Source organism: Paenibacillus auburnensis, assembly GCF_927798115.1.
In the GTDB taxonomy this organism is placed as follows: domain Bacteria; phylum Bacillota; class Bacilli; order Paenibacillales; family Paenibacillaceae; genus Paenibacillus_AQ; species Paenibacillus_AQ auburnensis.
On sequence record NZ_CAKMMG010000010.1, the window covers coordinates 73,309 to 96,735 of the forward strand.

The window sequence follows — 23,427 nt, forward strand, 5'->3', positions numbered from 1 at the left end:
CAGATTTATGCCTTTTCCAGTATTAATTCCTGCTTTAAGCGGCCCAGCTGCAAAAGATGATGCCGGTAGTGCATCTCAACAAGCAGGAACCATTCCTCCGCACTCAGCCCGCCGAACCGCGGATGAGGCACTGTATTTTGCCGGGATGCTTCAGCGAGCGCAGGTTCAATCTCCTTCATCCTCCGGATGACCGTGTGTAATCCTTGAATCAGCTGCTCCTTGTCCTCCGGCTGCTTCGGCGTATATTCCGGGGAAGGCGGAACCTGAACCCGGACGGGCGGAAAACTGCCTTGGGCAAAAATAGCCGCACCAGCCTCAGTCTTTTCCGCTGAAGCTCCCTGTAGCTCTTGAGTCTGCACCAGGCATTGATCCGCATTGCGAAGCTGCATATACAGCGCCGAATTAATGAGATGCTGAAACATCTGTCCGATGGACCATCCGTTGTCACTTGGTGTTTGCTTCAGTTGATCCAGACTGAATTGATCCAGTTCCTGCAGATAATATGCTGTTGTTTCTTCAAATCGTTGTAAGGCTTCCTTTGTTGTAACCATCGTTATCAGCTCCCTTTGTCATCTTTCTTCCCAAGTATACAAAAACGCTACTGACAACATTATGTCAGTAGCGTTTTAACATATTCTCCAATTCATTTCTCATCCGCTGCCGGAAGGATTCTGGCTCCAGTACAACTACTCCGCCTCCCCAGCTGAGCACGTATTGCAGCAATTCCTCCGGCTGCCGGACCCGAAAGGTCATCAGCAGCCCTTCCGGATGATCCTCTATGGTTTCTAAATAATAGTTATTTGATTCCTTCACCTTATCAGCCATGTCAGGCTGAACCAGAATGCGGACAAGAATATTGCGTTCATCCGGAGGATTGTATGCCTCTAAATTGAAATCCGCCGGCAGCTTAAAGCCCGCTTCCAGTTCCATTAGCTCCGTCATCCGGGACAACCGGAAATGACGGATGTCCTGGCGCAGCTCACACCATCCCGTCAGTACCCATGCCCCCTGGTGAAGCACAAGTCCATAGGGGGCAACTGTACGCATACTTCGCCGGTTTCCGTCCGCTTCAGCGACTCTTTTGGCATAGTGGAAGCTTACTTTCCGCTCCTCTGCGATCGCCCGGCGAATCCTCTCTAAGTAGGCCTTCTCCAGGATCCGCACCGAATCTTCAGCGGTTGCAAGCAGCCGGAAACTTTTGCGTATCCGGGCAGCCTCACTGCGGACCGGTTCCGGCAGGATGGCTTCAATCTTCCTCCTGGAAGTCCGGGACTTGCTCCCATAATGGGAATCAAACCACTGCTCAATGAAGTCCGTCCCGATAAGCAGGGTCACGGCTTCTTCCACCGTGAAACTGACCGGCGGCAGGAAATACCCCTCCATCAAGGTGTATCCCTGCCCGGGTGCCCCTACCACGGATACGCCGGCTTCACTCAGTGCCTGAATGTCCCTGTAGATAGTTCTTACGCTGGTTTCAAATGTAGCGGCTAAATCCTCCGCCCGTAACATTTTACCCCGCTGCAGTTCAAGCACTATGGCCAGCATACGATCCGTTTTGTTCATTTGGCAGCCTCCAGTTTGATTTCATTCTGCCATCCAAAAAGTGTTGAGAAAGGCCGTCCTGAACCCGGCCCGTTCCATATTCGCGTGGCTGGACGAGCCGAACTCCACATCTGTATAAACCGCCTTACACCCAAGTCTGACGGCCTCCGCAAGCCGGTGCTTAATCAGGGACGACTGACAGCCTTTGCCCCGGTAAGCCGGGAAGGTATAATCATTGGCCAGGTAGCTCTCTTCCCCATTTAGAAACAATGAGCCCATAGCCGCAGGTTCCCCATCTATTCTTAGCATATAATTCATGAAATCCGCCCTGTAGAAGTACTCCTTGGACCTCGCAATCATCTCCCTGGTCATCTTCATCCCGCCTGCAGACTTCCCGATCCATTCTATAAATTCCTCCGCAGTCTCCTCCGTCACCCGTTCAATCTGAAACACCGGAGCCTCCAGCCCGTCCAGCGTCGGATGCATAACCATAAAGACAAGCTGCTCAGCGGGAAAAAAACCTTTCTTGCATAGCGCCCGCATCACTTCTTCTGTCATATGGTCAGGAGACATGTCAAAGCAGGGGGCGGCACCAGGATAGTAACTCAACAGCTCATCCAGCTCTGGAAGCATCTGAGGCCCGAACCCTTTGATCCTGTTATAGTAAACCGAAGCCGGGTCCGTAGAATCCCGAAGTAAGGTGACGCTGCCTACCGTCTTAACTTCGAGCTGTCTTTCCACAGGGATCAGCGACCGGCTTGCATTCAACCGGGTAAGCTCTATTTCCATTTGTTCAATATGATTCACATAATCTAAAGGTTTCATAGAAGCAGCATCTCCTCACTAGATAGACTGAGCCTGTGATTTTTCTATTTTAGGGTGGATCGTAACTACAGAGAATGTTTGAACTTTCGGCCGCTGCCCATCTTTAGATTTCTTGGGTTCAGTAGGGGGATTTCCTCCATCTAAAACACATATTGTCGGGACGGAGACTAACCCTAGCAGGAATTTCTCCCACTAATATCTCCCGTATGACTCAAAATCAGCGTTCTTCATGAAATTAGCTGGAAGTTTTCCATCTAAACTCCGATTTCAGGTGAAAATGAAAGGTTTAGTTGGAGGTTTTCCCACTAAAATTTATCTATTCTATTGATTCTATATCTCATTGCATAATCCCCTAATCAACACACCTGGACTTATTATAATGATTTCCCCTCCTCTGTTTCCACTTATATATCCGTATGCTACCTGCAAGTGCCGCCTTCCCTGGCTCTAAATCTGCGTGTTCAAAAAAAAGCAGCGGTTCTCCGGTATACGGAAGAACCGCTGCTCTGCTGTCTTATTCCTTTATTGAATCCCTGTTACGATTACAATTCCCCGATTAACGCCTTGATTGAGCTGTCAGTCTCCAAAGCGCGGATGATAAGCGACACAGCCTCGGCGCGGGTAGCATTGCTTCGCGGTGCGAAGGACGAAGCCGCTACCCCTTGAATCAGATTAGACGCAGCAGCCTGCTTAATGGCTGCCGCAGCCCAGTAATCGCTGCCCACATCTGTGAAGGTCACCGGTGTGCCTGTCGGAAGCACTCCAAGATTCAGCATACGGCCGATGATCGTTACCATTTCGGCACGGGAGATGGTGGCCCCCGGTTTGAAGCTACCGTCCGCGTAGCCGGTTACGATTCCCTTCTCCGCCAAAGCGCCGATATAACCGGCAGCCCAATTCGAGCCGGCATCCCGGAATTCAGCTCCTGCCGGATTAGCCTCCAAACCGAAGGCACGGGCAATCATCGCTGTGAATTCGGCTCTGGTGACCGGAGCATTCGGACGGAAGGAGCCATCCGCGTACCCGTCGATAATCTGCAGCTTCACAGCTGCCGCAATGGTGCTGCCGCCCCAGTGGCCTGTGGTATCGCTGAATGTTTTGTTGGTATTCTTCGTTGCGGCAATGGCATCACTCACTGTTTTCCGGACCGTTTCCCGGCTGACTACACCTGTCTGGAAAGGATTCACTTGATCTCCCGGTGCTTGTGCACCCGGTTGTTCCACTGGCACTACAGGATTGGCAGGGGCGCTTGTAGTTCCACCTGTGGTCCCGCCCGGAGAGTTGTTTGAGCCTCCTGAATTCGGGTTGCCGCTGCTGGTCGTATCGGTAATAATGAGCCCAACCTGATTGCTCTGATAGACAATCAGGGCACTGCGCGTACTAGGCAGACCGTCAATCTGGACGGAGGTAAACTCGCCGTTTCGCTGACTGGCGCCATGGGTAATAAGCGGGATCAGTCCGCCTGCAGGTACATAGTTGTTCGCAAAATGCACCTTCAGCTTCCCGTTCGTCTTCACTGCTCCCTTGATGTCGAGTACATCACCCGCACCGGTAAGATTGAGCTCGAGGGTGCCTTCCGCCGTCTGCGTGAAGTCTCCTCCGATCGTCATTTTGCCGTAGACGTTCTCCACTACCGAGCCGCGGGTGTTCAGCACATTACCGCTGCCGAAGGCCGTAGACGAATCGCCTTCAAGGGTGCCGGCACTTACCTCGGTACCGCCGGAATACGTATTGCTGCCCGTCAGCTTCAAGGTACCGGTGCCTTCCTTAGTCAGTTTACCTGTGCCGGAGATATCATTCCGCCAGCGGTCCGCTGCATGGAAGCCGCCTTTGCCGGCATCCATAGTTACCGTGACATCGCTATTGAAAGCGCTATATCCGTCCGCTGCGGCGAAGAGATTCAGCCTTCCCCAGCCCTCCGGATCATCCAGCACCGGATAACCGGACTGGATTCCTGTTGTGGCCAGTACCGCCCGGCGCTGCTCAGCGCTCAGATAAGGCAAGCGGGTTTCCAGTAACACTTCTGCCCCCTTGGGAACAACCACAGGCTTCGTCGTGGAGTTAATCTGCGGGAAGCCGTAAGTAAGTCTTTGGGTGAACTGTGCCTTGTTCTTCTCATAATCACTGAACCGGTCTTCCGCCGTCCCGGTCTCTGTCAACAGGGCTGCATGGGCCTGATCATAGGCAGCCTGCTTCAGCTCGGCATTATCCGGGTCAGCCAGGGTCGCCGCCGCGAGCGCTGTCGCCATGACGCGCCCCCCCATCACATCGAACGGAGAATGCATGCCCGCGATAATCCGGCTGTTCCCCATCTCGGAAGCCCGGGTCAGCAGCTCCTGGAACCGCTCAGGCACCGCGTAAGCAAGTGACAATGCGGCAAGATAAGAGGCATTCGTATGACCGCTCGGGAAGCCGCCATCTGTAGCCGGTGTTGCGCTCATGGCCGGCACCAGAGTAGGCACGATGATCGAAGGGTCCTTCCAGCGGAACGGGCGCATATAGTTGTAGAAATTTTTGGCCGGAGTTGTTGATGCATAGTTGCCGCGGATCTTCCCGATCAGGTCGACCATTTTGCCTAGTTCGGAATCTGAATTGCCGCCTTTATTCGTGCCGTTGCCGTCAGTGTACTTCACCGTAGTTGCGTCAGCCGGGATACTGGTAATTGTCGTATACGTACCTGATTTGGCACGGTATACCTCAGATAGCGAACCAAGGCCGTCGGCAGCTCCATAAGTCTGGTTCCTGCGGTCATCGTAGTAAGCCATCTCCTCCTCTGCCTTGGTACGGGTGGCTGCAAGGCCGGCGACATATTGAATGTTGGCATCCAGTATGCTGCTGTTCAGCTTGGTGCCGTTATCCCAGGATGAGCCGGGTTTCCAGAGCTCCAGGAATCCGGAGAGGATCCCGATGGTCGGGTTGGAGTAGACCGCGAGATTAACTGAAGTGTTGTTCTTGTAGTTGTCTACGAAATGTCCCCATTCCGGGGCAGCCGGCAGTTCGATCGAAGAATCTGCTGAAGCCGCAGCTGCAGGATATACCGTGACAGAATTAGTGAGGAGTACCAGACCTGCAGCAAGAGATAGCAACCTTTTTTTAGACGGTGTGTTCAATTGTGTTAGCCCCTATCCTAATTAGTATTCGATTCGAATCGGTCTCAATGTAGCACCGCCGCTACAGCTGTTCAATATGACAATTTCGCAATTCTATCAATTTGGGAACATTTCAGCCGGATTCGGCTATTTTTATATTCCTTTAACATAAATCTTGAATAGCTGCAGTAGGGACTAGTGTATAATCCGCCTGGGAGGAGAATACGCCTTGAAAAAATGGAGTTCAGCATTCACCAGCCTGGCTATATCGTATATTTCTATTGTTCTTGTCATTGTTCTCTTGCTCTGTTCTGTTTTTTATATTTATTTCTCGAGTCACTATAAGGAGGAACTGAGAAGCCGGAATCAGCTGATCCTTAAAAATACCGCCGGAACCATTGAAGCTTCCGTGCTGCAAAGAGTCCAGCAGATCTATCTGGAGGTCTCCCTGAAGCAGACGGCAACACTGCGCCTGCTCGCCGGTGCTTCTTTTCAATCGAATCTCAGCAAAGTCAGCAGCCTCCAGGATATGCTCCAGGCAGAGGTGGCCAGCAACTCGGACATCATACAGGCGGTGCATCTGTATTCCCCGGGGCAGCAGGTTATGCTCTCCTCGCTCTATGGGCTGAAATACAACGCTGATCAGGAGACCGGTGCAGCGTTTTGGATGGACTGGATTAACGGAATGGACAAGAGCCCCCTCAACAGTCTATGGACTGAGGCTCGCTGGGTGCCTGAAGATATCAGCTCCAGCGTACCCGGCGGCAACGGCAGTCATCTGATCACCTATGCGCACAGTTATCCCTTTCAGTCCTCGGGCGCAGACAGTGATTTAATCATTGCGATAGATGTGAAAGAGAGCGCAATACGCGCCATTATGCAAAATATGATGCCTCCGCAATATCAGAGCACCTTTATCTCCGGCCCGTCGGGAAGCATGATGGCGAGTTCGGATCAGGATTCCACGGCTCATGAGGCCGAATACGCTCCCAGCATTGCGAGGGCATTGACCTCTCCGGACGATACCGGGAGCTTTAGCGAGAACATTAACGACACCTCTTACGTGATTTCATATCAGACTTTGCCATCGGCCGGCTGGAAAATATTCAGCGCCGCTCCGGCCAGCCTGTTCTATGAGAGATGGAGTGTTGTCCAGCAGCTCATCCTGGGAATTTGTCTGTTTGCCCTTTTGCTGGGCATCGGCCTGTCGGGAATTCTGGCAAAAGCAAACTATAGCCCGATCAAACGGCTGCTCGGCACCATCAGGGACTTTACGGGCTCTGCGCCTGAGCAGGCCATGAACGAGTTCAAAGTCATCGACTCCGCCTTCATCCGTTTAAATGATAAAGTCAGCAGTCTGGAAGATACCCTGCAGGCCAGCACTCCGCATATCAAACAGAATCTGATTCTGAACCTTCTGCAGAACAGCACTGCCAGTGAACCTATGGCGGTAGATCAAGAGTTCCTGGGGATCTCCCTGGAGCATACCCATTTCTGCTGTCTGCTCCTGAATACACGGGAGGCCTACACACACATGAGCTCCACTCATATTCAGGCGGCAATGGCCCGGATAACCAGTCAGCTGGAGGAGATCCGGTTGCCGGGAACCCGCATCATTGCCGAAGAGCTTCCGGACAAACGGATTATTGGAATTGTCTGTGCACGTGAGGCATCCGGGGCGCTTGTGGAGCAAATCTCGCAGCTGATGGTATCGGAAGGCAGACAGCAGTTCCAGATGGAGGTGCAGCTCTCGCAGGGGCGCTGGGTAAGCGCGATGGCTGATCTTCATATCAGCTACACTGAGGCGCAGACGCTGATGAAATATGCCTATTTTCTGCCGGAGACCGTTATCTTGAAGGACCGGAGTCTTCTCGAGCGGGAGAGCAATCTTGATGAGATTCCGCAGCCAGCCCTGCTGAAGTTCAAAGATAAGCTGCAGGCCCGCAAGCTTGACGAGATCGCTGCAGCTCTTGAGCAGTTGATTACTCCCATGCGGGAAGACCGCTTCCCCGCGGATTATTGCCACTTCATTCTGGCGAATACCGTCTTTGTCTACTCTGATTATTTGAAAAGCATCCGCTATAAGCATCCTGTTCACGGACACATGGATCTGTATAACGAGTATATTGCCCTCTCCAATATCCTTCATTTCCGGGAGTGGCTCCTCCATTCGATTACGGCCTTCATCAGTGAGACCGAGAAGCGGAACAGCGACAGGGCTCTGTCTACGATTGAAACGGCCAAGCAATATATTGAGAGCCATTTGTCGGAAGATTTGTCCCTGGATGCTGTATCGTCCAAGGTATTCATCAGCCCGAAGTATTTGAGCAAGCTTTTTAAGGAAGAGCTGGGTGTCACCTATACTGATTACATCACCGGCAGGCGAATGGAGCGGGCCAAGCTGCTTATTGCAAACAATAACATGTCCATCGATCAGATTGCCTGTACGGTCGGCTATGGAACTACGGCTTATTTCATCAAGCGGTTTAAGGAGATGTATGGCTGTACGCCGGGGAATTACTTGCGTACCGTTAATGAGGTGCAGCCGCTGCAAGCGGAGACTAGTTTTTGATAAGGAAGGTATCCCATGATAAAAAACACATTCCGGCGTTATGCCGCCTTAATGGCCCTGCCTTTGGTTCTGCTTGTCCTCGGTTTAATCAGCGGCTGCGCCAGACTGCAGGACTGGCGGTCGGCTGCACAGGAGCCTCCGAACGCTCCAGCCTCCGCCGCCCCCAGGTACACGATCTCCTGGACGATGCATCAGAACCTGCCGGTGCCCGAAGATGCAGAGATGGTGAGGTACGTGGAGGACAAATTCAAGGTAGATCTGGACATCTGGAATCTGGCGAACAATAAATACGAGACGCTCCTTAATATGAAGCTGGTCCAGGGTTCCGTCCCGGATCTGTTCCGGGTTAGACAGACTCAGGATCTGCTGAACTATCAGCAGCAGGGTCTGATCGCTGAAATCCCCAAAGAGATGCTGAACACGTATGCGCCTAATATCATGAGAGCTATCCGGGAACATGCCCCTGCTTACCAAGATTATGGCGTGATCGACGGTAAGTATTACGGCATCCCTGTCGTCAATCCTACTAATATCTACCGGGTTCCTGTAGTCTACCGGCAGGATTGGCTGGACAAGCTTGGCCTACCGGTGCCGCAGACGCTGTCTGATTTCGAGAAGATCATCTATGCCTTCGCGAATGAAGACCCTGACGGCAACGGCATCAAGGATACCTACGGCTTGTCCCTGGAAGGGATGAATGTAGTCTTCGGCGCCTTCGGACAGATTGTCTTTGCCGATCAGCTTTATTTCGGCAAGAAGGGGCAGAAGCTGGTTATTGGCGCTTTGGAGCCGGAAATGAAGGAAGCCCTGCATTATCTCCGCAAATGGTACCGTGACGGGGTAATTGATCCGGAGTTCATCACAGGAGAGAACAATGGAGGCTACAAGCATCTGTCCCATGCCTTTATCAATGGCCGGATCGGTATGACCTCTATGGGCAATTACTATCACTGGATTCAGGAAGGTGATTACATGACCTGGAGCTATGATGACCAGAAGAAGGCTCGGGAGGTCCCGGTGAAGGCCACCTTTAACGTGAAGGAGTTAACTGCCAAGAATCCGCAGGCCCGGATTGTCTTCGGCCGGCCTTTTAGCGGACCGGAGGGCAAACGCGGCTCCAAAGCCTATGACATGCTGATGAGCTTCACGGCGATCGGTGTGAATGCCGTTAGCGAGCCGGGCAAGCTTGCGGCCATCCTGCAGATTCTGGACTACGTCAGCGCGAATCCCGACCCGGATACAGATGCCGCGATGAAATACGGGGTTCAGGGGACGCATTGGGCATGGGCAGGAAGCGCCAAGAAGGAGATCGTCCTGCTGCCTCCCTATGACCAGACCTTCAGTTATCAGAATACGATCGGTACGAATATAGGCATGACAATACCGGTCATGCCTGCGGACCGGAGAGAGCAATGGGCTTCATCCCTGGGGCTGGATCAGGACGGAATCTACAACGCCCTGGAGGTTGCCACTCCCGCACTGGTCAGGAATGGACCTGAGCTTATTAAGCTTAGAAACCAGGCCTATATCGCTTTTATCACGGGAGAACGGCCGATAGAAGAGTTCGGAGCGTTCGTTAAGGAGTTCATGGCAGCGGGAGGGACAGAAGTACTGCAAGAGGCGAATGAATAGCCGGCAAAGCCATTTGCTGGCTATTTTTTTGTTGACAAGCCCACTTAAATGAATATATATTTGGTGACAATGATAATCATTATCGGAGAATAACCTAAATACATATTTTCTCTGAACATTTTACCAAAATACTTTCATAAAAAGGACGGGGTCACACATGAATACAACACGAAGGTTCTCATTCAAAGCTTTATTTATTCCGTTTGCGCTTACAATTGCACTAGTCGGCTGCTCCAATCAGCCATCGAATAATTCAACAGCTGCACCGTCTCCAAGTGCTGCGGCAACGAATGCTGCTGCCAGTACGGAAGCACCGGCATCCCCGGAGGCAGCTACAGCATATCCGATCACAATCAAGCACGCGCTTGGCGAGACTGTCATTGAGAGCAAGCCGGAACGGGTCGTTACTATTCAGTGGGCCAATCACGATGTCGCACTCGCCCTTGGCGTTGTCCCTGTCGGCTTCTCGGCGGCGAACTTCGGCGTTCAGGATGGCAGCGGACTGCTGCCTTGGACAGCGGAGAAGCTGAAAGAGCTTGGCGCAACTGAACCTAATGTATTCCAGGACACCGACGGTCTGGATTTCGAAGCGATCTCCGATGCCAACCCGGATGTCATTCTTGCCTCTTACTCCGGTATCACTCAGGAAGACTACGATACTCTGAGCCAAATCGCCCCGGTTGTAGCCTATCCGACCGCTCCTTGGACAACTACATGGCGTGAACAGGTCTTGCTCAACTCCGAAGGAATGGGTATGAAGGCCGAAGGGGAGCAGCTGATCAAAGACACCGAGGACATGATTAATGAGAAGCTGAGCAAATACCCGCAGATTAAAGGCAAAAAGGTGGCTTGGGTGAACTTCTCGGCTGATGACCTGTCCCAGTTACACATTTACACTCCTGTAGACTCCCGTGTCTCCTTCTTGTACGAGCTGGGAATGGAGTACCCTGAAAGCATTACTAAGCAAATCACCGATCCTACCAGCTATTCTTTGAATTTGAGTGCTGAGAACGTTGAGTCCCTATACGATGCCGATCTTATCGTCGGATATGGCAATGACGAATTGTTGAAAGCTATCCAGGCTGATTCCCTGCTTGGCAAAATCCCGGCAGTGGAGCGGGGTTCTGTTGCCTTCATTGACAGTGATACCCCTCTGGTAGCTGCCGGAACTCCGAACCCGCTGTCCATCGCGTATACCATTGATGAATATCTGGCATTGATCGGCGGAGCTATCGACAAGTTAAATGAATAGCGCTCCAAGTTCAGAAATGAAGCAGCCCGCCACGCATCTTCCACGGAATTTCAAGACGTTACTGCTGATTTGCCTCGTCTTGCTGGGTATATGCGTGGTGGCCTCTCTGGTCCTAGGCGCCCGGGTGATCCGGTTTAACGAACTGCTGGACGGATTATTTCATCCGGATGTTCAATCCTTCGGGGCTAACGTGGTCCGCAAGCGGATATCGCGGACGGTATTCAGTTTATTGTGCGGTGCGGCCCTGGGGGTTTCCGGCGCACTCATGCAATCAGTCACACGTAACCCTATCGCAGACCCGAGTATACTCGGAGTCAACACCGGCGCTTCCCTGTTCGTTGTTTGCGGGATTGCCTTCCTGAATATAAGTACTGCCGGCCAGTATATCTGGCTGGCTCTGGCCGGAGCGGCGGTTACTGCAGTATTCGTGTTTGGAATCGGCTCAATGGGGCGTGGCGGAGCCACCCCCATTAAGCTCGTTCTGGCGGGTGCCGCCACCAGCGCGGCCCTTTCTTCTCTGGTCACGGCCATCCTGATCCCGCGCTCCTACGTCATGGATCAGTTCAGATTCTGGCAGGTGGGCAGCGTCGGCTCGGGTACCTGGAGCAGCATTACTACGTTCCTGCCGTTTCTGGCCATTGGCTTATTGATAGGCTTTATCTGTGCCCCGGCACTGAATGCGCTGGCACTGGGAGACGATGTTGCGACCGGACTGGGCGTCCGGACAGGAGTTCTGAGATTTATTGCGGCTCTTGCGGGTGTTCTCTTATGCGGCGCAGTTACTGCATTGGCAGGACCGATTGGTTTTATCGGACTGTTAGCCACTCACGTTATACGTCTTATTCTTGGATCCGATCTGCGGTTTGTGATCCCGATGTCTGCACTTTCCGGAGCCATCATACTGACTCTGTCCGATGTGGGCGGCAGGCTGATCGGCAGGCCGGGAGAGCTTGAAGTCGGTGTAGTTACAGCGTTTATTGGCGCTCCGATACTAATCATATTAGCAATGAAGTCGAAAGTGCGATCCTTATGACCAATCAACCTATGGAATTTATTATGGCGGGCAGACGCCACAGACGCCGCCGCTGGCTACTTGTTACCGGTGTCCTTGCAGTTCTTACCTGTGCGCTTTGCGCGGCTATGCTATTACTGGGAAACACCATTTATCCGGTCCAGGAAGTACTCCGGGCGCTTTCGGGTGAGCAGCTTAAGGGTGTATCCTTTGCGGTTAACACCATACGTCTGCCGAGGATGCTGGCCGGTCTTTTGGCCGGATTTGCTTTCGGTGTTGCCGGGTATACCTTCCAGACCATGCTGCGCAACCCCCTGGCCAACCCGAATGTCATCGGGATTACCTCCGGCTCTAGTGCGGCAGCCGTTTTTTGCATCGTTATCCTTCACTCCAAAGGAGCGGTCGTTTCTGTTGCCTCGGTCATTGCCGGCCTGGCTACAGTGATGCTGATCTATTTTTTATCCAGAGGAAAAGCATTTTCGATCGGGCGGTTAATCCTTGTAGGAATAGGCATACAGGCTATGCTTGACGCTGTGATCTCCTATTTGCTGCTCCTTAGTGCACAACAGGATGTTCCCGCAGCACTCCGGTGGCTCTCCGGCAGCCTCAACGGCTCTCAAATGAAGGAGCTTCCGCCGCTCGTCTTCACCGTTCTGATCTGTGCCCCTGTCGTGATTGTGCTGGGAAAACAACTGAGTATACTCGAGCTTGGCGAACAGGCGGCTACTTCGCTCGGTGTGAATGCGGACAAGACCAGAATTGCGCTTATCGTGAGTTCCGTCATCATGATTGCAATAGCAACTGCCATCACAGGTCCGATAGCCTTCGTCTCTTTCCTTGCAGGACCCATCGCCAAAAGATTAGTTGGAGTCGGCTTCTCAAACGTAATTCCGGCGGGGCTGGTGGGCGTAAATTTGGTTTTGGCGGCAGATCTGATCGGACAGTTTGCTTTTGAATACAGATTCCCTGTGGGTGTCATCACCGGATTGCTTGGGGCTCCGTATCTGATTTTCCTGCTAATCCGGATGAATCGAAAGGGAGAATTATAATGAGTGCAGCACATACTTTTCAGGCTGAGCAAATCGTAGCTGGCTATGATCATAAAACGGTAATCCACGACGTAAGCCTGGTGATCCCCAGTAACAAAATCAGTGTGATTATCGGTTCTAACGGCTGCGGAAAGTCTACGCTTCTCAAAACTATGGCCAGGCTGATCAAGCCTACCTCCGGTAAGATCACGCTGGACGGCAAAGCCATCAGCAAAATCCCGCCAAAGCAATTGGCCCGGGTCATTGGCCTGCTGCCGCAATCCCCCATTGTTCCGGAAGGTATTTCCGTGGCCGATCTGGTGGGAAGGGGCAGATACCCGCATCAGTCCCTGCTCAGCGGATGGAGCAAAAAGGATTATGAAGCCGTTGCCGAAGCGATGACCCTTATGGATATCACGGAGTTTGCCAATCATAATATTGACGAGCTCTCAGGCGGTCAAAGACAACGTGTCTGGATTGCGATGGCTCTGGCGCAGCAAACGGATATTCTATTTCTCGATGAGCCGACAACGTTCCTGGATATCACTTATCAAGTGGAGATCCTTGACCTGCTCACAGACCTTAACCGTAAGCACGGAACTACGATTGTCATGGTGCTGCATGATATCAATTTATCCGCACGTTATGCCGACCATATTTTTGCGCTTCATAACGGAAAGCTAGTCGCTGAGGGCGAACCCTCGCAGGTAATCACGGATACATTGGTGAAAGATATATTCGGACTGGACTCGATGGTCATCAAGGACCCGATTGCAGGCTCCCCTATGGTGGTTCCCAAAGGGCGTTATCATGCGGCTTATGGACCTACTTCTTAAATGAATTTCCCAGCAACCTGCCGGTTTGTCCCCGGCCGCAGACAAAAGCCTCCGGAGTCCTGTTGCTTCCGGAGGCTTTGTCGTTATATAAATTCATCCGTGCGGATCAGTCCTAATCTTCTCGCTTCCGCAATGGCTTCCGATCTTGAACGTACATTCAGCTTCTCAAAAATACGGGTCAGGTTATACTCAACGGTCCGCTGGCTCATCAGCAGCTTGGTTGCGATATCCCTATTGCTGCTTCCGCTTGAGACCTCCTGAAGGATTTCCTGTTCGCGCTCATTAATCGAAACTTCCTCCATCAGCCTTTCTTCCCTGCCCTGATTAAGACGAATATCTCTTCGCCGCAGCTGCCGCAGCAGGGAGACCGGAATGACAGCCTCGTCCCGTAGGGCGCAGCGGAGTGCATTCAATAATTGTTCACGGGTAGATGTCTTACTGACCACACCGCTGACACCTGCTTCCACCAGTACATTAAAATTAGGGCTGATCTCGTACCCTGTATAAATAAGAATTCGGCTGTCAGGCCGGGTCCGCATGATTCGCTTGGTCAATTCGATACCATTAATGACAGGCATGTTCAAATCAAATAACAGGACATCGAATTCCTCCTGTTCAATCAGCTCCAGCGCTTCCATCGCCGATATCAGTACCGTGACTTGCATATCGGGGTCCTGCTCAATCATATTTTTAGTTCCTTCACCAACGGAAGGATGATCGTCTACCAGTAAAATCCGTACCATCCTGTCTCCTCCTTGCTTTCACTATGCTTCCTGACTCAATCTTGCTGAATCCAGCGGCAGGATAATCCGTACTTCCAGTCCTTGACCCGGCGCTGACTTGAACGTTATATCACCTTCCAGACTGTTTACCCGTTCTTTGATGCCCGATAAGCCCATATGGTGATAGGAATCCTGCAATTCCTCCAGCTTGAGCCCGATTCCATTATCTTTATAAGTAAGCAGGATATCGTGATTACCTTCCTGCCCGAGTGCAATCCTAATGGTGGATGCTTTGGCATGCTTGCTGGCGTTACGCAGCAGCTCCTGGACAATCCGGTAAAGGGTAAGCAGCTGATCGTCATTAATATCGGCCGTGAACGTTCCCGGGTGAAAATCAACTACAAAATCAGACCGGATCTGGGCCTGCTCGAACAGTCCCCGCAAGGCTTCGACAATCCCCATCTCCTGAAGCAATGGGGGCCTCAGCTCATTGCAGGTCTCACGGATCTGGTGAATGACATCAAGTAACCCTTCCTTGATATTATCCAGCTTCTGGTGCAGCTCCGGTCCCATTTCATGGTCAAGCATAGCCGACTCCAGGTTGCGGTACCAGATCAGCTGGTCCTGAAGTGCGGAATCATGCAGATCGGAGGCAAGCTTCCGCCGCTCTTTCTCAGACAGCGTAAAGATTAGCCTGGAAAGCCAAGGCGATGAAGCATTTCCATTCTTTTTGCGGAATTCAGCCTCCAGCTCTTCCACCAGGCTCTCCACCAAATATAAGTTCTCATAGACAATCGCGCTGTAGTTGGCAAGCGTTCGCAGCCAGGCCAATTCATCCAAATTGTATTTGGTCCGGCTTCCCTTGTCGTCCAGCCACAGGATATGCAGCCGATTGAGCTTCTTTCCCGCAACGACACCAATTCCGCGCTGTAGACTGAAAATCGTACCCACATCCAGCTTTCCTACAGCAGACTGGATAGCGGCGATCAGCGAGTTCCGGATACCGTCCAGCGGTTCACTCAGCGTCAGCTCCTGTAGCCGGTTCGTATCGACCGTAACAAAAACAGCTTTTTTCACCGGCAGCACCTGGTAAATTTCCTGCTCCAGCACCCGTTCCAGATCCGTAAGCTTCATGACGCGCGATATCCTGGCCGAGAAGCGGCCCAAGCTCCCCTGAAAATTATGCATATCCTTATTCAGGCTTGGCCGCAGCTTCAAATCGGCGTATTCCTTCAGGAACAGCATCAGAATTATAAGCAAATAAGAAACAAGGAACAGCTGCCCCCATCTAACCCAAAATTGATTATGCTGGGTCAACAGAAGTGAGGCGAGTACTGAAATGGCGATTGTCGGAAAAAAGGCAATACCTGCATAGTAAAAAAAACGGCTCAGCAGAAAATCAACGTCAAACAGCTGCTTCGTCGTGAACATATACAAATAGACGAAAGGAATAATTAACAGAAAGATCGCGGAAATTTCCGCCGACATAAACGCCATCCCAAACAATTGCGGGATGGCAAACAAAAAGATAAACGGAGCGAACCCCGAGACATGGCCGATTAAAATAAATTTGAACAGGGAACGCATCGGACTGTTCTGTTTGCGATGCAGGGCGAACTTCTGAATCAGCCTAATCACAATATAAATATTGATTCCGGCAAAGTAGAATAACATCAATCCCGAATTATAATCGCCCAACCTGCTTCTGTAGAACACCCTGGTGATTTCTATGACATTGATGGCGGCTATAAGGAGATAGAAAATCCGCATAGTGAAGCGGCCTGTAAGCATCTCCTGATAGCTTTCAAGATACAATTTCAGAAACTGAATAAAAAATATGGGGACAGAGGACATGGAAAAATATAAGATTATCATCCCCACAGGATTAGCCCGTCCTGAAGAAAAAGAACTGAAGTAGGCCAATCCTATGGATAAGAAGAATAAGATAAGCTGAATCGCCGCCGGGTCCGACTTCTTCCTGCGGTATATCACGATAGAGAGTCCCGAGAACATCAGTAGCGCCAACCATGGGAATATTAAATGGGTTAACAGCTCGTTTCTAGGTAATTGCGGGCTAACCTCAAAGGTTACCCGCTTTACTACTCCGTCCGGTCCTGTCCGGTCCAGAGCAATGGATGAAGCCTGTTCCAGCGAGTCGAACATACGGATCGGATAATAATCCTGTGCCGGCTGGCCATTTACCTCCACGATCTGATCGCCGGTATATATTTTCCCGAACCCCCAATATTTCTGTGGAGAACTCTCTGATACTATAATCTGCCCCTCATTATTCTGCGTCACCATTACTCCGACATACGGATGAGTGTACACAAATTTGGTGAAATAACCGGTGATCAGAAACAACAGCAGGATACAAACCGTAATCTTCAGACGATGTTTCAATATAGTCCCTCTCTATCTATTGAGTTACAACATTTTATAGTTTAGCCCCAGAGTCCAATACGCATCGGATTCTCGGTCATCTCATCTTTTGCTTTGAGTACATCCATAAGTGCTCTCTGCTCCAGTGCGCTCATACCCGCCAATTGGAGTTGCCCCCGATTGCCATTCATCCATTCTCCGGAGTTGCTCATCATATTCTGGAACATTTCTTTTACCATTCCAAATCCCTCCAATTGGTTTGTTGTTAAGAGATGATTTCTCTTAATCCCAATATACAGGCCATTTCAGAGAATGGAAACGATAACCAGTCCAGTATTTCACGCAAATCGAATTGCGGTATTTTGCGTGGTAGAGCCGCAAAATTGCGGTGCGTACAACTGGAATTTATTCGGCAAAGGATAACATCATATCTTTCCAATAAGGGGTAGGGTTCAGCTGCTCGACATATTCCAGATAACGATAATAATGCGTCCTCATCCGAAAAGAGGTGTAGATCAAGGTACCCGTCGAGGCGATAATCTGCTCCAGCTCCTGCCGGCGGTCCGCCACATCTGCGAAATCAAGCCTGCCCTCAAAATAATCGGTGATCCACTCCTCCTCACCGGCTACGGCCTCCAGCAAATATAATGTTGGCAGCGTCTTTTTCCGGTTCAGGAAATCATTTTTGTCGTCCCAATTCAGCAGATCCCGAATATCATTTTTGATCTGGGCAGCGATTCCCAGCTCCTCCGCATATCGTTTAACTTCCTCGCGCCATTCTCCCGTTGCCAGAACCGTGCCGATCATGGCCGCGGTAACCAGCAGCGCTGCCGATTTTTGCGTTACCATCCGGATATAATCCTCTTCGGTCTGCACATTGTTATACAAATCCGTCATCTGTCCGTTCACCGCCGTAATGATCCCCTGATGGATGAGCTGAGCTGCCAGTTGCCGCCGTTCGGCTGAGAAACCGGTAGACAGCATCATCTGGCCAGACAGGGACAGCATACCTATGCCTATATTCAAGGCGATTCCCGGGGGAAGCTGGTTCCAGGCCATTTTGCCGTTATCCTGATCCTGAATATCATCAATAATATCCAGACTCAGAATCATTAGTTCAACCGCTGCAGCCGCTTTGTAGATATCCTTCATATCCTCGCCTTTGAACATCCGGTAATGAAGCACCGTCATTTTGCCGAAGAGCATCGCTTCCTGCAGTTTATCTTCAAGACATGCCAAGGCATGTCCGTAGAGCTCCGGAACACTGAAATAGCATCTCAGGGCCTCCCGCAGCTCTGACTCCAGTCTATCCACCAATTGCTCCACTCTCTGTCCCCCCGCCTCATCATCATTAAAAAACCCGCAATATAATATATTCCATATCTATAAAATATCACCTTCCGTATTAATGATGAAAATATAAAAAAAGCCGGCTCCACCTCTAGTCAGGGGGTAAGCCGGCTTATCTAGACCTCTCTCGTAGGGTCGCTTCGCAACTGAACATCAAGCATAAACACAATTTCTTCATCGGGCATGCCGTACAGCCGCCCCAATCTAACAGCTTCGGCGAGATTGTGTTCAACCTGCACCCGACATAAGTCACGGACATCCTCAATCGCATCTGCTTTGACAAAGGTGCCGATCCCTCTTCGTACCGATAGCAGCCCTTCCCGCTCCAGATCGGCATACACCCGGCGGACAGTCACCAGGCTGCAGGCCAATTGCTCTGCTAATTCCCGTAATGACGGCAGGAGTTCGCCATCCGGCAGTATTCCGCCGGCAATCAGATGGCGAAGCTGTTCCCGGATTTGCACATAGATCGGCTCACTGGATTGCGGTGCTAACGATATCGGCAAATATCTCATTCTTCCTCGCTCCCCGCTCTGCTGTCCGCGTTACTTGGCCCGGACTTCCCGTTCAAAAATCAGCTCGAAGTAATTCGCCGTCCCGAAGCCCTGAGTATTGGGAGCAAAAATCTGCAGCAGTCTCCAGCCTTGTGCAGCATGTTCGTGGACAACCCCGTGATAATCCTGTACAGGCTTATTTTCAATGATCCCGCGTAAATCAATTCTCACAAACTGGTATTCAAGCATCCCTACTTCTCCTCCCGGTATATAAGACTGGCCAAGATCACATCGTAATATCCGTCAAGTCCAAGCAGCTCGTGGGCGGCCTTATCATAAAAGGTCATGACCGGAACAAGCGGCACCCCCTGTTCCTGGGACAAGGAGACAAGACGCTCTGTCCACCGGCCACCCTCAAGCAAGGAGAGCCGGTATCCGCGTTCTCCGAACAGCCGGTTGCTCCGCTGCAGATTGGCAGAGATAAAGACAGCCAAATCCCCGTCGCGAACGTCCAGTTCTGTTGTAAACAGGAGCTGCACCCAGCCGGAGTCTGCTTCTTCTTTGACATAATCGACAAACTGCCCGGAAGGACTGCAATAAAAAACCTCATACCGGCCGCTAACCCGGTTCTTGGATACAAAATATAAATCAAGCGAGTCCAGCTGTTCTGCCGTCCCCCATTGCTGTAAATGCCCGTAATCCCAAAACGGCAGCCTGGAGTCATTCCCTTGGGCTATCCCTGCAGCGAGCTTCGCCATCACCGGATGCTTCTGCGGATCGATTCTCTCCAGCCCGGTCCGCTCTACGCCGAAATACCGCTTGGCCGGAGTGACCGCCCCGTTCATCTGCGTAAACAGATTGCGCAGCATTTTCATTCTTGCCCGGGTGAGCACCTCGAGCTGCGGATAATGATTAGAGTTCTGATGATAGGTCATCGCCAGATGCTCGTCATTGATATCCTGGTCTGATCTCCAGTCCATATATTTGATTGGCATGCATGACACATCCTTCTTCTCGTTATAAGTGCCGCTGTACGTCATGGAAACGGATGTGGGCTGCAGTTCAACAGCTGCGGTGAGATGGGCCCGGCCCGCAGTCCCAGCTTCACCGGCGTCTCATAGATCCGTTTGCTGGTAATCAGCCTTTCATTCTCGCTGCGAGGCAGCTGGACCGTTCCCGGAACAATCATTTTAACGACATGCATCCCCAGTTCCCGCACATCGTCTGTGGTCAGATCAACGCACAGCACTTCCAAACCCTGCTTGGCAAATTGATTCACAAGATACTCAAGCTGCTCCGCCTCACTGCCTTCAGAGATCGGTGACGGGGGCGGCACGCTTCTTACCGCAGAGGAAGCAGCGGTAAACATGAGCTCTTCATAGGCAAAGGGCTGTTCATAGTACGGCAGCCTCAGACCGTAATCAGTTACCTGATGCGGCAGAAGCGACGGGATGCTCTTGGAATAGATCTGCATCTTGTTGCCGATGAACAGCTGGCTGATCTCCATGAGCGCCTTACCGATTGCGCCCTCCATCGACAGTCTCGCCGAGCCGCCGACCGATACTTTGCCGTCCCGGGTCATAAGCAGCCCGAATACAGAGGGAATGCCGAGGTCACTGGTCGTATCCATAACTGTAAGGTCAAACCTGTTCCGGTCCAGCAGCTCCTGAAACGGGCGGGCAATGGCCGAATGGCGGATGTCCAGCCGCGGCAGAGACAGCGAGTTATACCACATGATCATAAATGCATCCCGCTCAATGATCTCCAGCAAGCCGCTAATCATCGCCTGCTCAAGCGTCGCCCCGGCAGCAGAACCAGTCATCAGGCCGAAGCAAATGGCTTCTTCCTCTGCGCTCTGGGGGAGATAGGAGTCCCAGGCGACGGCAGCAGGCACCCATTTCCGCTTGTTCGCGGTGAGGCTGTACCCATCAACCCAGCGTACCCGGGTATGCTCGGTAAATGGCCGGTACGGGAACTGCCATTGCTCATATTGCTCCTTCGTGAAGAGCGGCAGCTCATCCGGATGGAGCGCGCGATCCCCAAGCTCCTGCCAGGACGCCAGCTGCAGGCGCTCCGGGATAACATAAGCAGCGCAGTAGCGTTCGATTGCTTCTGCAACGGCAGAAACATTGGCTTCCTCCAGCGTAAATCCCATTCCGCTGGCAAAAAAATCAATCAGGCCATGTTGGCCCTCCGCCAAAAATTTCGGATTGGCGGGGGCAGCAAGGCTTAAGTATAACGCCGGATCTCCGGGATCCGGGCTTATATTCATCAAGCCCTTTACCATCCCCCCGTGCGGGCTGATGGCCTTGCGCAGGTAATCCGGCAGAGTATCCTGCCTGCCGGGAAAGGACTCAGCATAGCCGCCGGCTGAGCTCCCTCCCGAGCGGCTTACCAGCCGGCGGCTCATGATTCAAGCACCAGCCCGGCTTCGCGCCAGGGCTGCGCGGCAAGCCTCGGCTCATGTCTCATGCCGCAGCAGGGGCAGGTAGGGAGCTTATATACGGGATTAATCTCTCCCTGCAGATGAAAGGCATCAAAATCAAGCACATGGCCCAAAGACAACGGCGGAAAGCTGCTGGTGTGGCGTGAGATCCATTTTGCCGCCTCTGTTGCAATAATGCCGCTCAGCACCGACCAGGACAAGTCGAATATGGCATTTCGCGGCTCCAGGGGTCTCATGCCGTGGGAGCGTTCCCGGCGCAAGACGCATTCATAGCACGCCGAGCAACCGGGAATGAGAATGGGGCCGATTCTTCCGGCGGAATGCGAGAATCTGACGGGCAGCCAGGTGATGTGATGCTCCAGCGCATAGCGGTTGAAGTCTTCCCCCCATTGCTCTGCCTGCAGCACAATGACTAGCTCCGCATCTGCACTTACCTCCGAAAATTGATTCACCTTATTGACCTTAACACCGAGTCCGCTGAGCAGAGCCTCGATGGGGTCCCCGGAATTGATGCCGTCTTCAGTGCACAAGATCGTGATCTTGCTCATACGAATCCGCCTCTCTCTCCAGGACAAGACATCTCACGTTCTCGTCGCCTTCCAGTTTGTACATATGCGACTCCGCTATGCGGAACGCAGACTCATCAATCGCCTGCAGAATATCCTCTTCAGCAAAAAACTTTTTGAAGGTAGAACCGAAAATACGTTTGGTCTCCCCGTTCTGGATCACTTCGGCATAAAAATTCATAACGGCGCTTTGCTGCTGAAGGTTCTCCTCTTCCCCGATCAGGACGAATTGCTTGTGGTCAGGACCCAGGTTGAGCGTAACACTATTAATTCTTCCGCCGCGGTAATCGGAATTGTGGCTCTGATTAGACAGCACATAATCGAAGATGAACCGTCCACCCGGCTCCAGATGCTGCTCTACCGTCCCCAGCATCCGCTTGAAATCATGTAATTCTCTCAGCAGACTGATGCTTGTAGCAGACAGCACGATCAGCGGAAACCGTTCACCCAGCTTGAAATCTGTCATATCGCCCTGCACCGTCTCAATCCGGCTGCTTAACCGGGCAGGCAACTGGGCCTGCTTCTTCCGGCAAATCTTCAGCATGTCTTCAGACAGGTCCAAGCCGGTGACACTGAATCCGCGGTTGGCCAGATGCATTAATATTCTGCCGGACCCGCAGGCAAGCTCGAGTACCTTGCGCCCTTCCGCCAGCTTCCCCGCCTGCTCCAGAATGAGTGCAATATCATAATCCGTCCGGCCGGTAACCGCCTCGTAAAATTCAGAATAATAGCCCTCGTAAAGATCAAAATCAACACTGCCCGGCATATTCAAATTACGCAATTCCTGAAAAACTCCGAAATACATGGGCTTCTGCCTCCTTCATTTGCAGTTTATATAATGGTCCATCCGCCATCGACAACAAGATTATGGCCTGTAATCATCCCTGCCCCGTCCGTAGCCAGGAAAAATGCGGCCTGCGCCACGTCCTCAGGACGGGCAAACTTCCGAAGCGGCACCTTCGGCATATTCGAACGCTGAAAATGCGGGTCCTGGATCAGCTGTTCATTGGCATCCGTGATTACAAATGTAGGTGACACCGCATTTACCCGAATTCCGTACTTCGCCCACTCGATAGCCAGCGCCTTGGTCAGATGAATCACTCCCGCCTTGCTGGCACAGTAAGGTGCCCGGTTCTCATTACCGACAACACCATGCTGCGAGGCAATCATGACAATGGAGCCGCGCTTCTTCCTGACCATGCTTTTGGCAGCCTCTCTGGTAAGGAAGAAGGTGCCCTTCAAGTTGGTGTCGACGACGAAATCCCAATCCTCCTGCGACAAATGAAGGGCCGGTGACAACAAGTTCACTCCGGCATTGTTAATCAGATAACTAAGTTCCACACCCTGCTGCTCCATAGCACTGATGCAGGCCTCAATTCCCGCAATATCGCGAAGGTCCAGGCTTTCGCACTTTACCTCGACCCCATGCTCTTCCTCCAGCGTCCGGGCAAACTCCAGCAGCTGATCCATCAGCTGCGGCAGCTCCGTCAGCACCAGATCGGAGCCGGCCCGGGCGAATTGAAGGGCAATCTCCGCACCAATCCCCCGGCTGGCCCCTGTAACAAGTGTCCACTGGCCGGTCAGCTCCCTGCCGGTATGGACCTGAGCATCCTCAGTATGCGAACGAAGCATATAATCCGGCTCCTTGGCAATCCAATCAAGCGCCATACGATCCCTCC

Annotated in this window: 21 protein-coding genes; 6 read left to right on the top strand and 15 right to left on the bottom strand. The window is 52.0% G+C overall.

The genetic code is table 11. The annotated features are described in order from the left end of the window. Positions 1-5: 5 nt before the first annotated feature. The 4 genes from L6H70_RS24130 to L6H70_RS24145 all read right to left on the bottom strand — a co-directional run bounded on the left by L6H70_RS24130 (position 6) and on the right by L6H70_RS24145 (position 5,477). Entirely contained in the window at positions 6-551 is a 546-nt protein-coding gene (locus L6H70_RS24130) for a DinB family protein (RefSeq protein ID WP_236336724.1), read from the bottom strand. Positions 552-615: 64 nt separating this feature from the next. Then, complete coding sequence (locus tag L6H70_RS24135) at positions 616-1,563, bottom strand: helix-turn-helix transcriptional regulator (protein ID WP_236336725.1); 948 nt, start codon at positions 1,561-1,563, stop codon at positions 616-618. Between the two features lie 21 nt (positions 1,564-1,584). Next, entirely contained in the window at positions 1,585-2,367 is a 783-nt protein-coding gene (locus L6H70_RS24140) for a GNAT family N-acetyltransferase (RefSeq protein ID WP_236336726.1), read from the bottom strand. 542 nt (positions 2,368-2,909) lie between these two features. After that, a complete protein-coding gene (locus tag L6H70_RS24145) occupies positions 2,910-5,477 on the bottom strand; it encodes an S-layer homology domain-containing protein (protein ID WP_236336727.1) in 2,568 nt (855 codons plus the stop codon). 208 nt (positions 5,478-5,685) lie between these two features. On the opposite strand from L6H70_RS24145, the gene L6H70_RS24150 reads away from it, so the two are divergent. The 6 genes from L6H70_RS24150 (at position 5,686) to L6H70_RS24175 (ending at position 13,788) form a co-directional block, all read left to right on the top strand. Then, a complete protein-coding gene (locus tag L6H70_RS24150; RefSeq protein WP_236336728.1) occupies positions 5,686-8,028 on the top strand; it encodes an AraC family transcriptional regulator in 2,343 nt (780 codons plus the stop codon). A gap of 15 nt (positions 8,029-8,043) precedes the next feature. After that, positions 8,044-9,660: a type 2 periplasmic-binding domain-containing protein gene (locus tag L6H70_RS24155; RefSeq protein WP_236336730.1), complete on the top strand. Its 1,617-nt coding sequence runs from the start codon at positions 8,044-8,046 to the stop codon at positions 9,658-9,660. Positions 9,661-9,817: 157 nt separating this feature from the next. After that, entirely contained in the window at positions 9,818-10,912 is a 1,095-nt protein-coding gene (locus tag L6H70_RS24160; protein ID WP_236336731.1) for an iron-siderophore ABC transporter substrate-binding protein, read from the top strand. A gap of 16 nt (positions 10,913-10,928) precedes the next feature. Beyond that, on the top strand, positions 10,929-11,945 hold the full coding sequence (locus tag L6H70_RS24165; protein ID WP_423802879.1) for a FecCD family ABC transporter permease: 1,017 nt from the start codon (positions 10,929-10,931) through the stop codon (positions 11,943-11,945). After that, positions 11,942-12,973: a FecCD family ABC transporter permease gene (locus L6H70_RS24170; protein ID WP_236336733.1), complete on the top strand. Its 1,032-nt coding sequence runs from the start codon at positions 11,942-11,944 to the stop codon at positions 12,971-12,973. The genes L6H70_RS24165 and L6H70_RS24170 overlap by 4 nt, the downstream gene beginning before the upstream one ends. Continuing rightward, the gene (locus L6H70_RS24175; protein WP_236336734.1) at positions 12,973-13,788 is read left to right on the top strand and encodes an ABC transporter ATP-binding protein; all 816 of its coding nucleotides are present in this window, start codon (positions 12,973-12,975) and stop codon (positions 13,786-13,788) included. Before L6H70_RS24170 ends, L6H70_RS24175 begins: the two co-directional genes overlap by 1 nt. Before the next feature lie 83 nt (positions 13,789-13,871). Here the strand turns inward: L6H70_RS24175 and L6H70_RS24180 are convergent, their stop codons facing one another. The 11 genes from L6H70_RS24180 to L6H70_RS24230 form a co-directional block, all read right to left on the bottom strand. Beyond that, positions 13,872-14,531 carry a response regulator transcription factor gene (locus tag L6H70_RS24180; RefSeq protein ID WP_236336735.1) on the bottom strand — a complete coding sequence of 220 codons (660 nt, stop codon included), beginning with the start codon at positions 14,529-14,531 and terminating at the stop codon, positions 13,872-13,874. A 21-nt stretch (positions 14,532-14,552) separates the two neighbouring features. Continuing rightward, positions 14,553-16,913 carry a sensor histidine kinase gene (locus tag L6H70_RS24185; protein ID WP_236336736.1) on the bottom strand — a complete coding sequence of 787 codons (2,361 nt, stop codon included), beginning with the start codon at positions 16,911-16,913 and terminating at the stop codon, positions 14,553-14,555. 41 nt (positions 16,914-16,954) lie between these two features. Continuing rightward, a complete protein-coding gene (comX, locus tag L6H70_RS24190) occupies positions 16,955-17,131 on the bottom strand; it encodes a competence pheromone ComX (protein WP_206102532.1) in 177 nt (58 codons plus the stop codon). A 166-nt stretch (positions 17,132-17,297) separates the two neighbouring features. Next, on the bottom strand, positions 17,298-18,218 hold the full coding sequence (locus L6H70_RS24195; protein ID WP_236336737.1) for a polyprenyl synthetase family protein: 921 nt from the start codon (positions 18,216-18,218) through the stop codon (positions 17,298-17,300). A 140-nt stretch (positions 18,219-18,358) separates the two neighbouring features. Next, positions 18,359-18,757, bottom strand: coding sequence for a GntR family transcriptional regulator (locus L6H70_RS24200; RefSeq protein ID WP_236336738.1), 399 nt, complete (start codon positions 18,755-18,757; stop codon positions 18,359-18,361). Between the two features lie 30 nt (positions 18,758-18,787). Then, positions 18,788-18,985, bottom strand: coding sequence for a DUF4177 domain-containing protein (locus L6H70_RS24205; RefSeq protein WP_054942542.1), 198 nt, complete (start codon positions 18,983-18,985; stop codon positions 18,788-18,790). 2 nt (positions 18,986-18,987) lie between these two features. Continuing rightward, positions 18,988-19,731 (bottom strand): nitroreductase family protein, encoded by a 744-nt coding sequence (locus L6H70_RS24210; RefSeq protein WP_236336739.1) that lies wholly within the window; start codon positions 19,729-19,731, stop codon positions 18,988-18,990. Positions 19,732-19,772: 41 nt separating this feature from the next. Then, the gene (locus tag L6H70_RS24215; protein WP_236336740.1) at positions 19,773-21,146 is read right to left on the bottom strand and encodes a YcaO-like family protein; all 1,374 of its coding nucleotides are present in this window, start codon (positions 21,144-21,146) and stop codon (positions 19,773-19,775) included. Beyond that, positions 21,143-21,730 (bottom strand): TOMM precursor leader peptide-binding protein, encoded by a 588-nt coding sequence (locus L6H70_RS24220; protein ID WP_236336741.1) that lies wholly within the window; start codon positions 21,728-21,730, stop codon positions 21,143-21,145. Before L6H70_RS24220 ends, L6H70_RS24215 begins: the two co-directional genes overlap by 4 nt. After that, a complete protein-coding gene (mpaM, locus tag L6H70_RS24225; protein WP_236336742.1) occupies positions 21,702-22,553 on the bottom strand; it encodes a daptide-type RiPP biosynthesis methyltransferase in 852 nt (283 codons plus the stop codon). Before mpaM ends, L6H70_RS24220 begins: the two co-directional genes overlap by 29 nt. A gap of 26 nt (positions 22,554-22,579) precedes the next feature. Further along, entirely contained in the window at positions 22,580-23,416 is an 837-nt protein-coding gene (locus L6H70_RS24230) for an SDR family NAD(P)-dependent oxidoreductase (protein ID WP_236336743.1), read from the bottom strand. Positions 23,417-23,427: the final 11 nt, after the last annotated feature.

Coding starts and splice junctions, on each gene's coding strand:
- L6H70_RS24210 (WP_236336739.1), bottom strand. CDS start 19,731: ATGCCAATCAAATATATGGACTGGAGATCAGACCAGGATATCAATGAC.
- L6H70_RS24130 (WP_236336724.1), bottom strand. CDS start 551: ATGGTTACAACAAAGGAAGCCTTACAACGATTTGAAGAAACAACAGCA.
- L6H70_RS24175 (WP_236336734.1), top strand. CDS start 12,973: ATGAGTGCAGCACATACTTTTCAGGCTGAGCAAATCGTAGCTGGCTAT.
- L6H70_RS24215 (WP_236336740.1), bottom strand. CDS start 21,146: ATGAGCCGCCGGCTGGTAAGCCGCTCGGGAGGGAGCTCAGCCGGCGGC.
- L6H70_RS24170 (WP_236336733.1), top strand. CDS start 11,942: ATGACCAATCAACCTATGGAATTTATTATGGCGGGCAGACGCCACAGA.
- L6H70_RS24160 (WP_236336731.1), top strand. CDS start 9,818: ATGAATACAACACGAAGGTTCTCATTCAAAGCTTTATTTATTCCGTTT.
- L6H70_RS24155 (WP_236336730.1), top strand. CDS start 8,044: ATGATAAAAAACACATTCCGGCGTTATGCCGCCTTAATGGCCCTGCCT.
- L6H70_RS24230 (WP_236336743.1), bottom strand. CDS start 23,416: ATGGCGCTTGATTGGATTGCCAAGGAGCCGGATTATATGCTTCGTTCG.
- L6H70_RS24205 (WP_054942542.1), bottom strand. CDS start 18,985: ATGCTTGAATACCAGTTTGTGAGAATTGATTTACGCGGGATCATTGAA.
- L6H70_RS24180 (WP_236336735.1), bottom strand. CDS start 14,531: ATGGTACGGATTTTACTGGTAGACGATCATCCTTCCGTTGGTGAAGGA.
- L6H70_RS24200 (WP_236336738.1), bottom strand. CDS start 18,757: ATGAGATATTTGCCGATATCGTTAGCACCGCAATCCAGTGAGCCGATC.
- L6H70_RS24135 (WP_236336725.1), bottom strand. CDS start 1,563: ATGAACAAAACGGATCGTATGCTGGCCATAGTGCTTGAACTGCAGCGG.
- L6H70_RS24140 (WP_236336726.1), bottom strand. CDS start 2,367: ATGAAACCTTTAGATTATGTGAATCATATTGAACAAATGGAAATAGAG.
- comX (WP_206102532.1), bottom strand. CDS start 17,131: ATGGTAAAAGAAATGTTCCAGAATATGATGAGCAACTCCGGAGAATGG.
- mpaM (WP_236336742.1), bottom strand. CDS start 22,553: ATGTATTTCGGAGTTTTTCAGGAATTGCGTAATTTGAATATGCCGGGC.
- L6H70_RS24165 (WP_423802879.1), top strand. CDS start 10,929: ATGAAGCAGCCCGCCACGCATCTTCCACGGAATTTCAAGACGTTACTG.
- L6H70_RS24220 (WP_236336741.1), bottom strand. CDS start 21,730: ATGAGCAAGATCACGATCTTGTGCACTGAAGACGGCATCAATTCCGGG.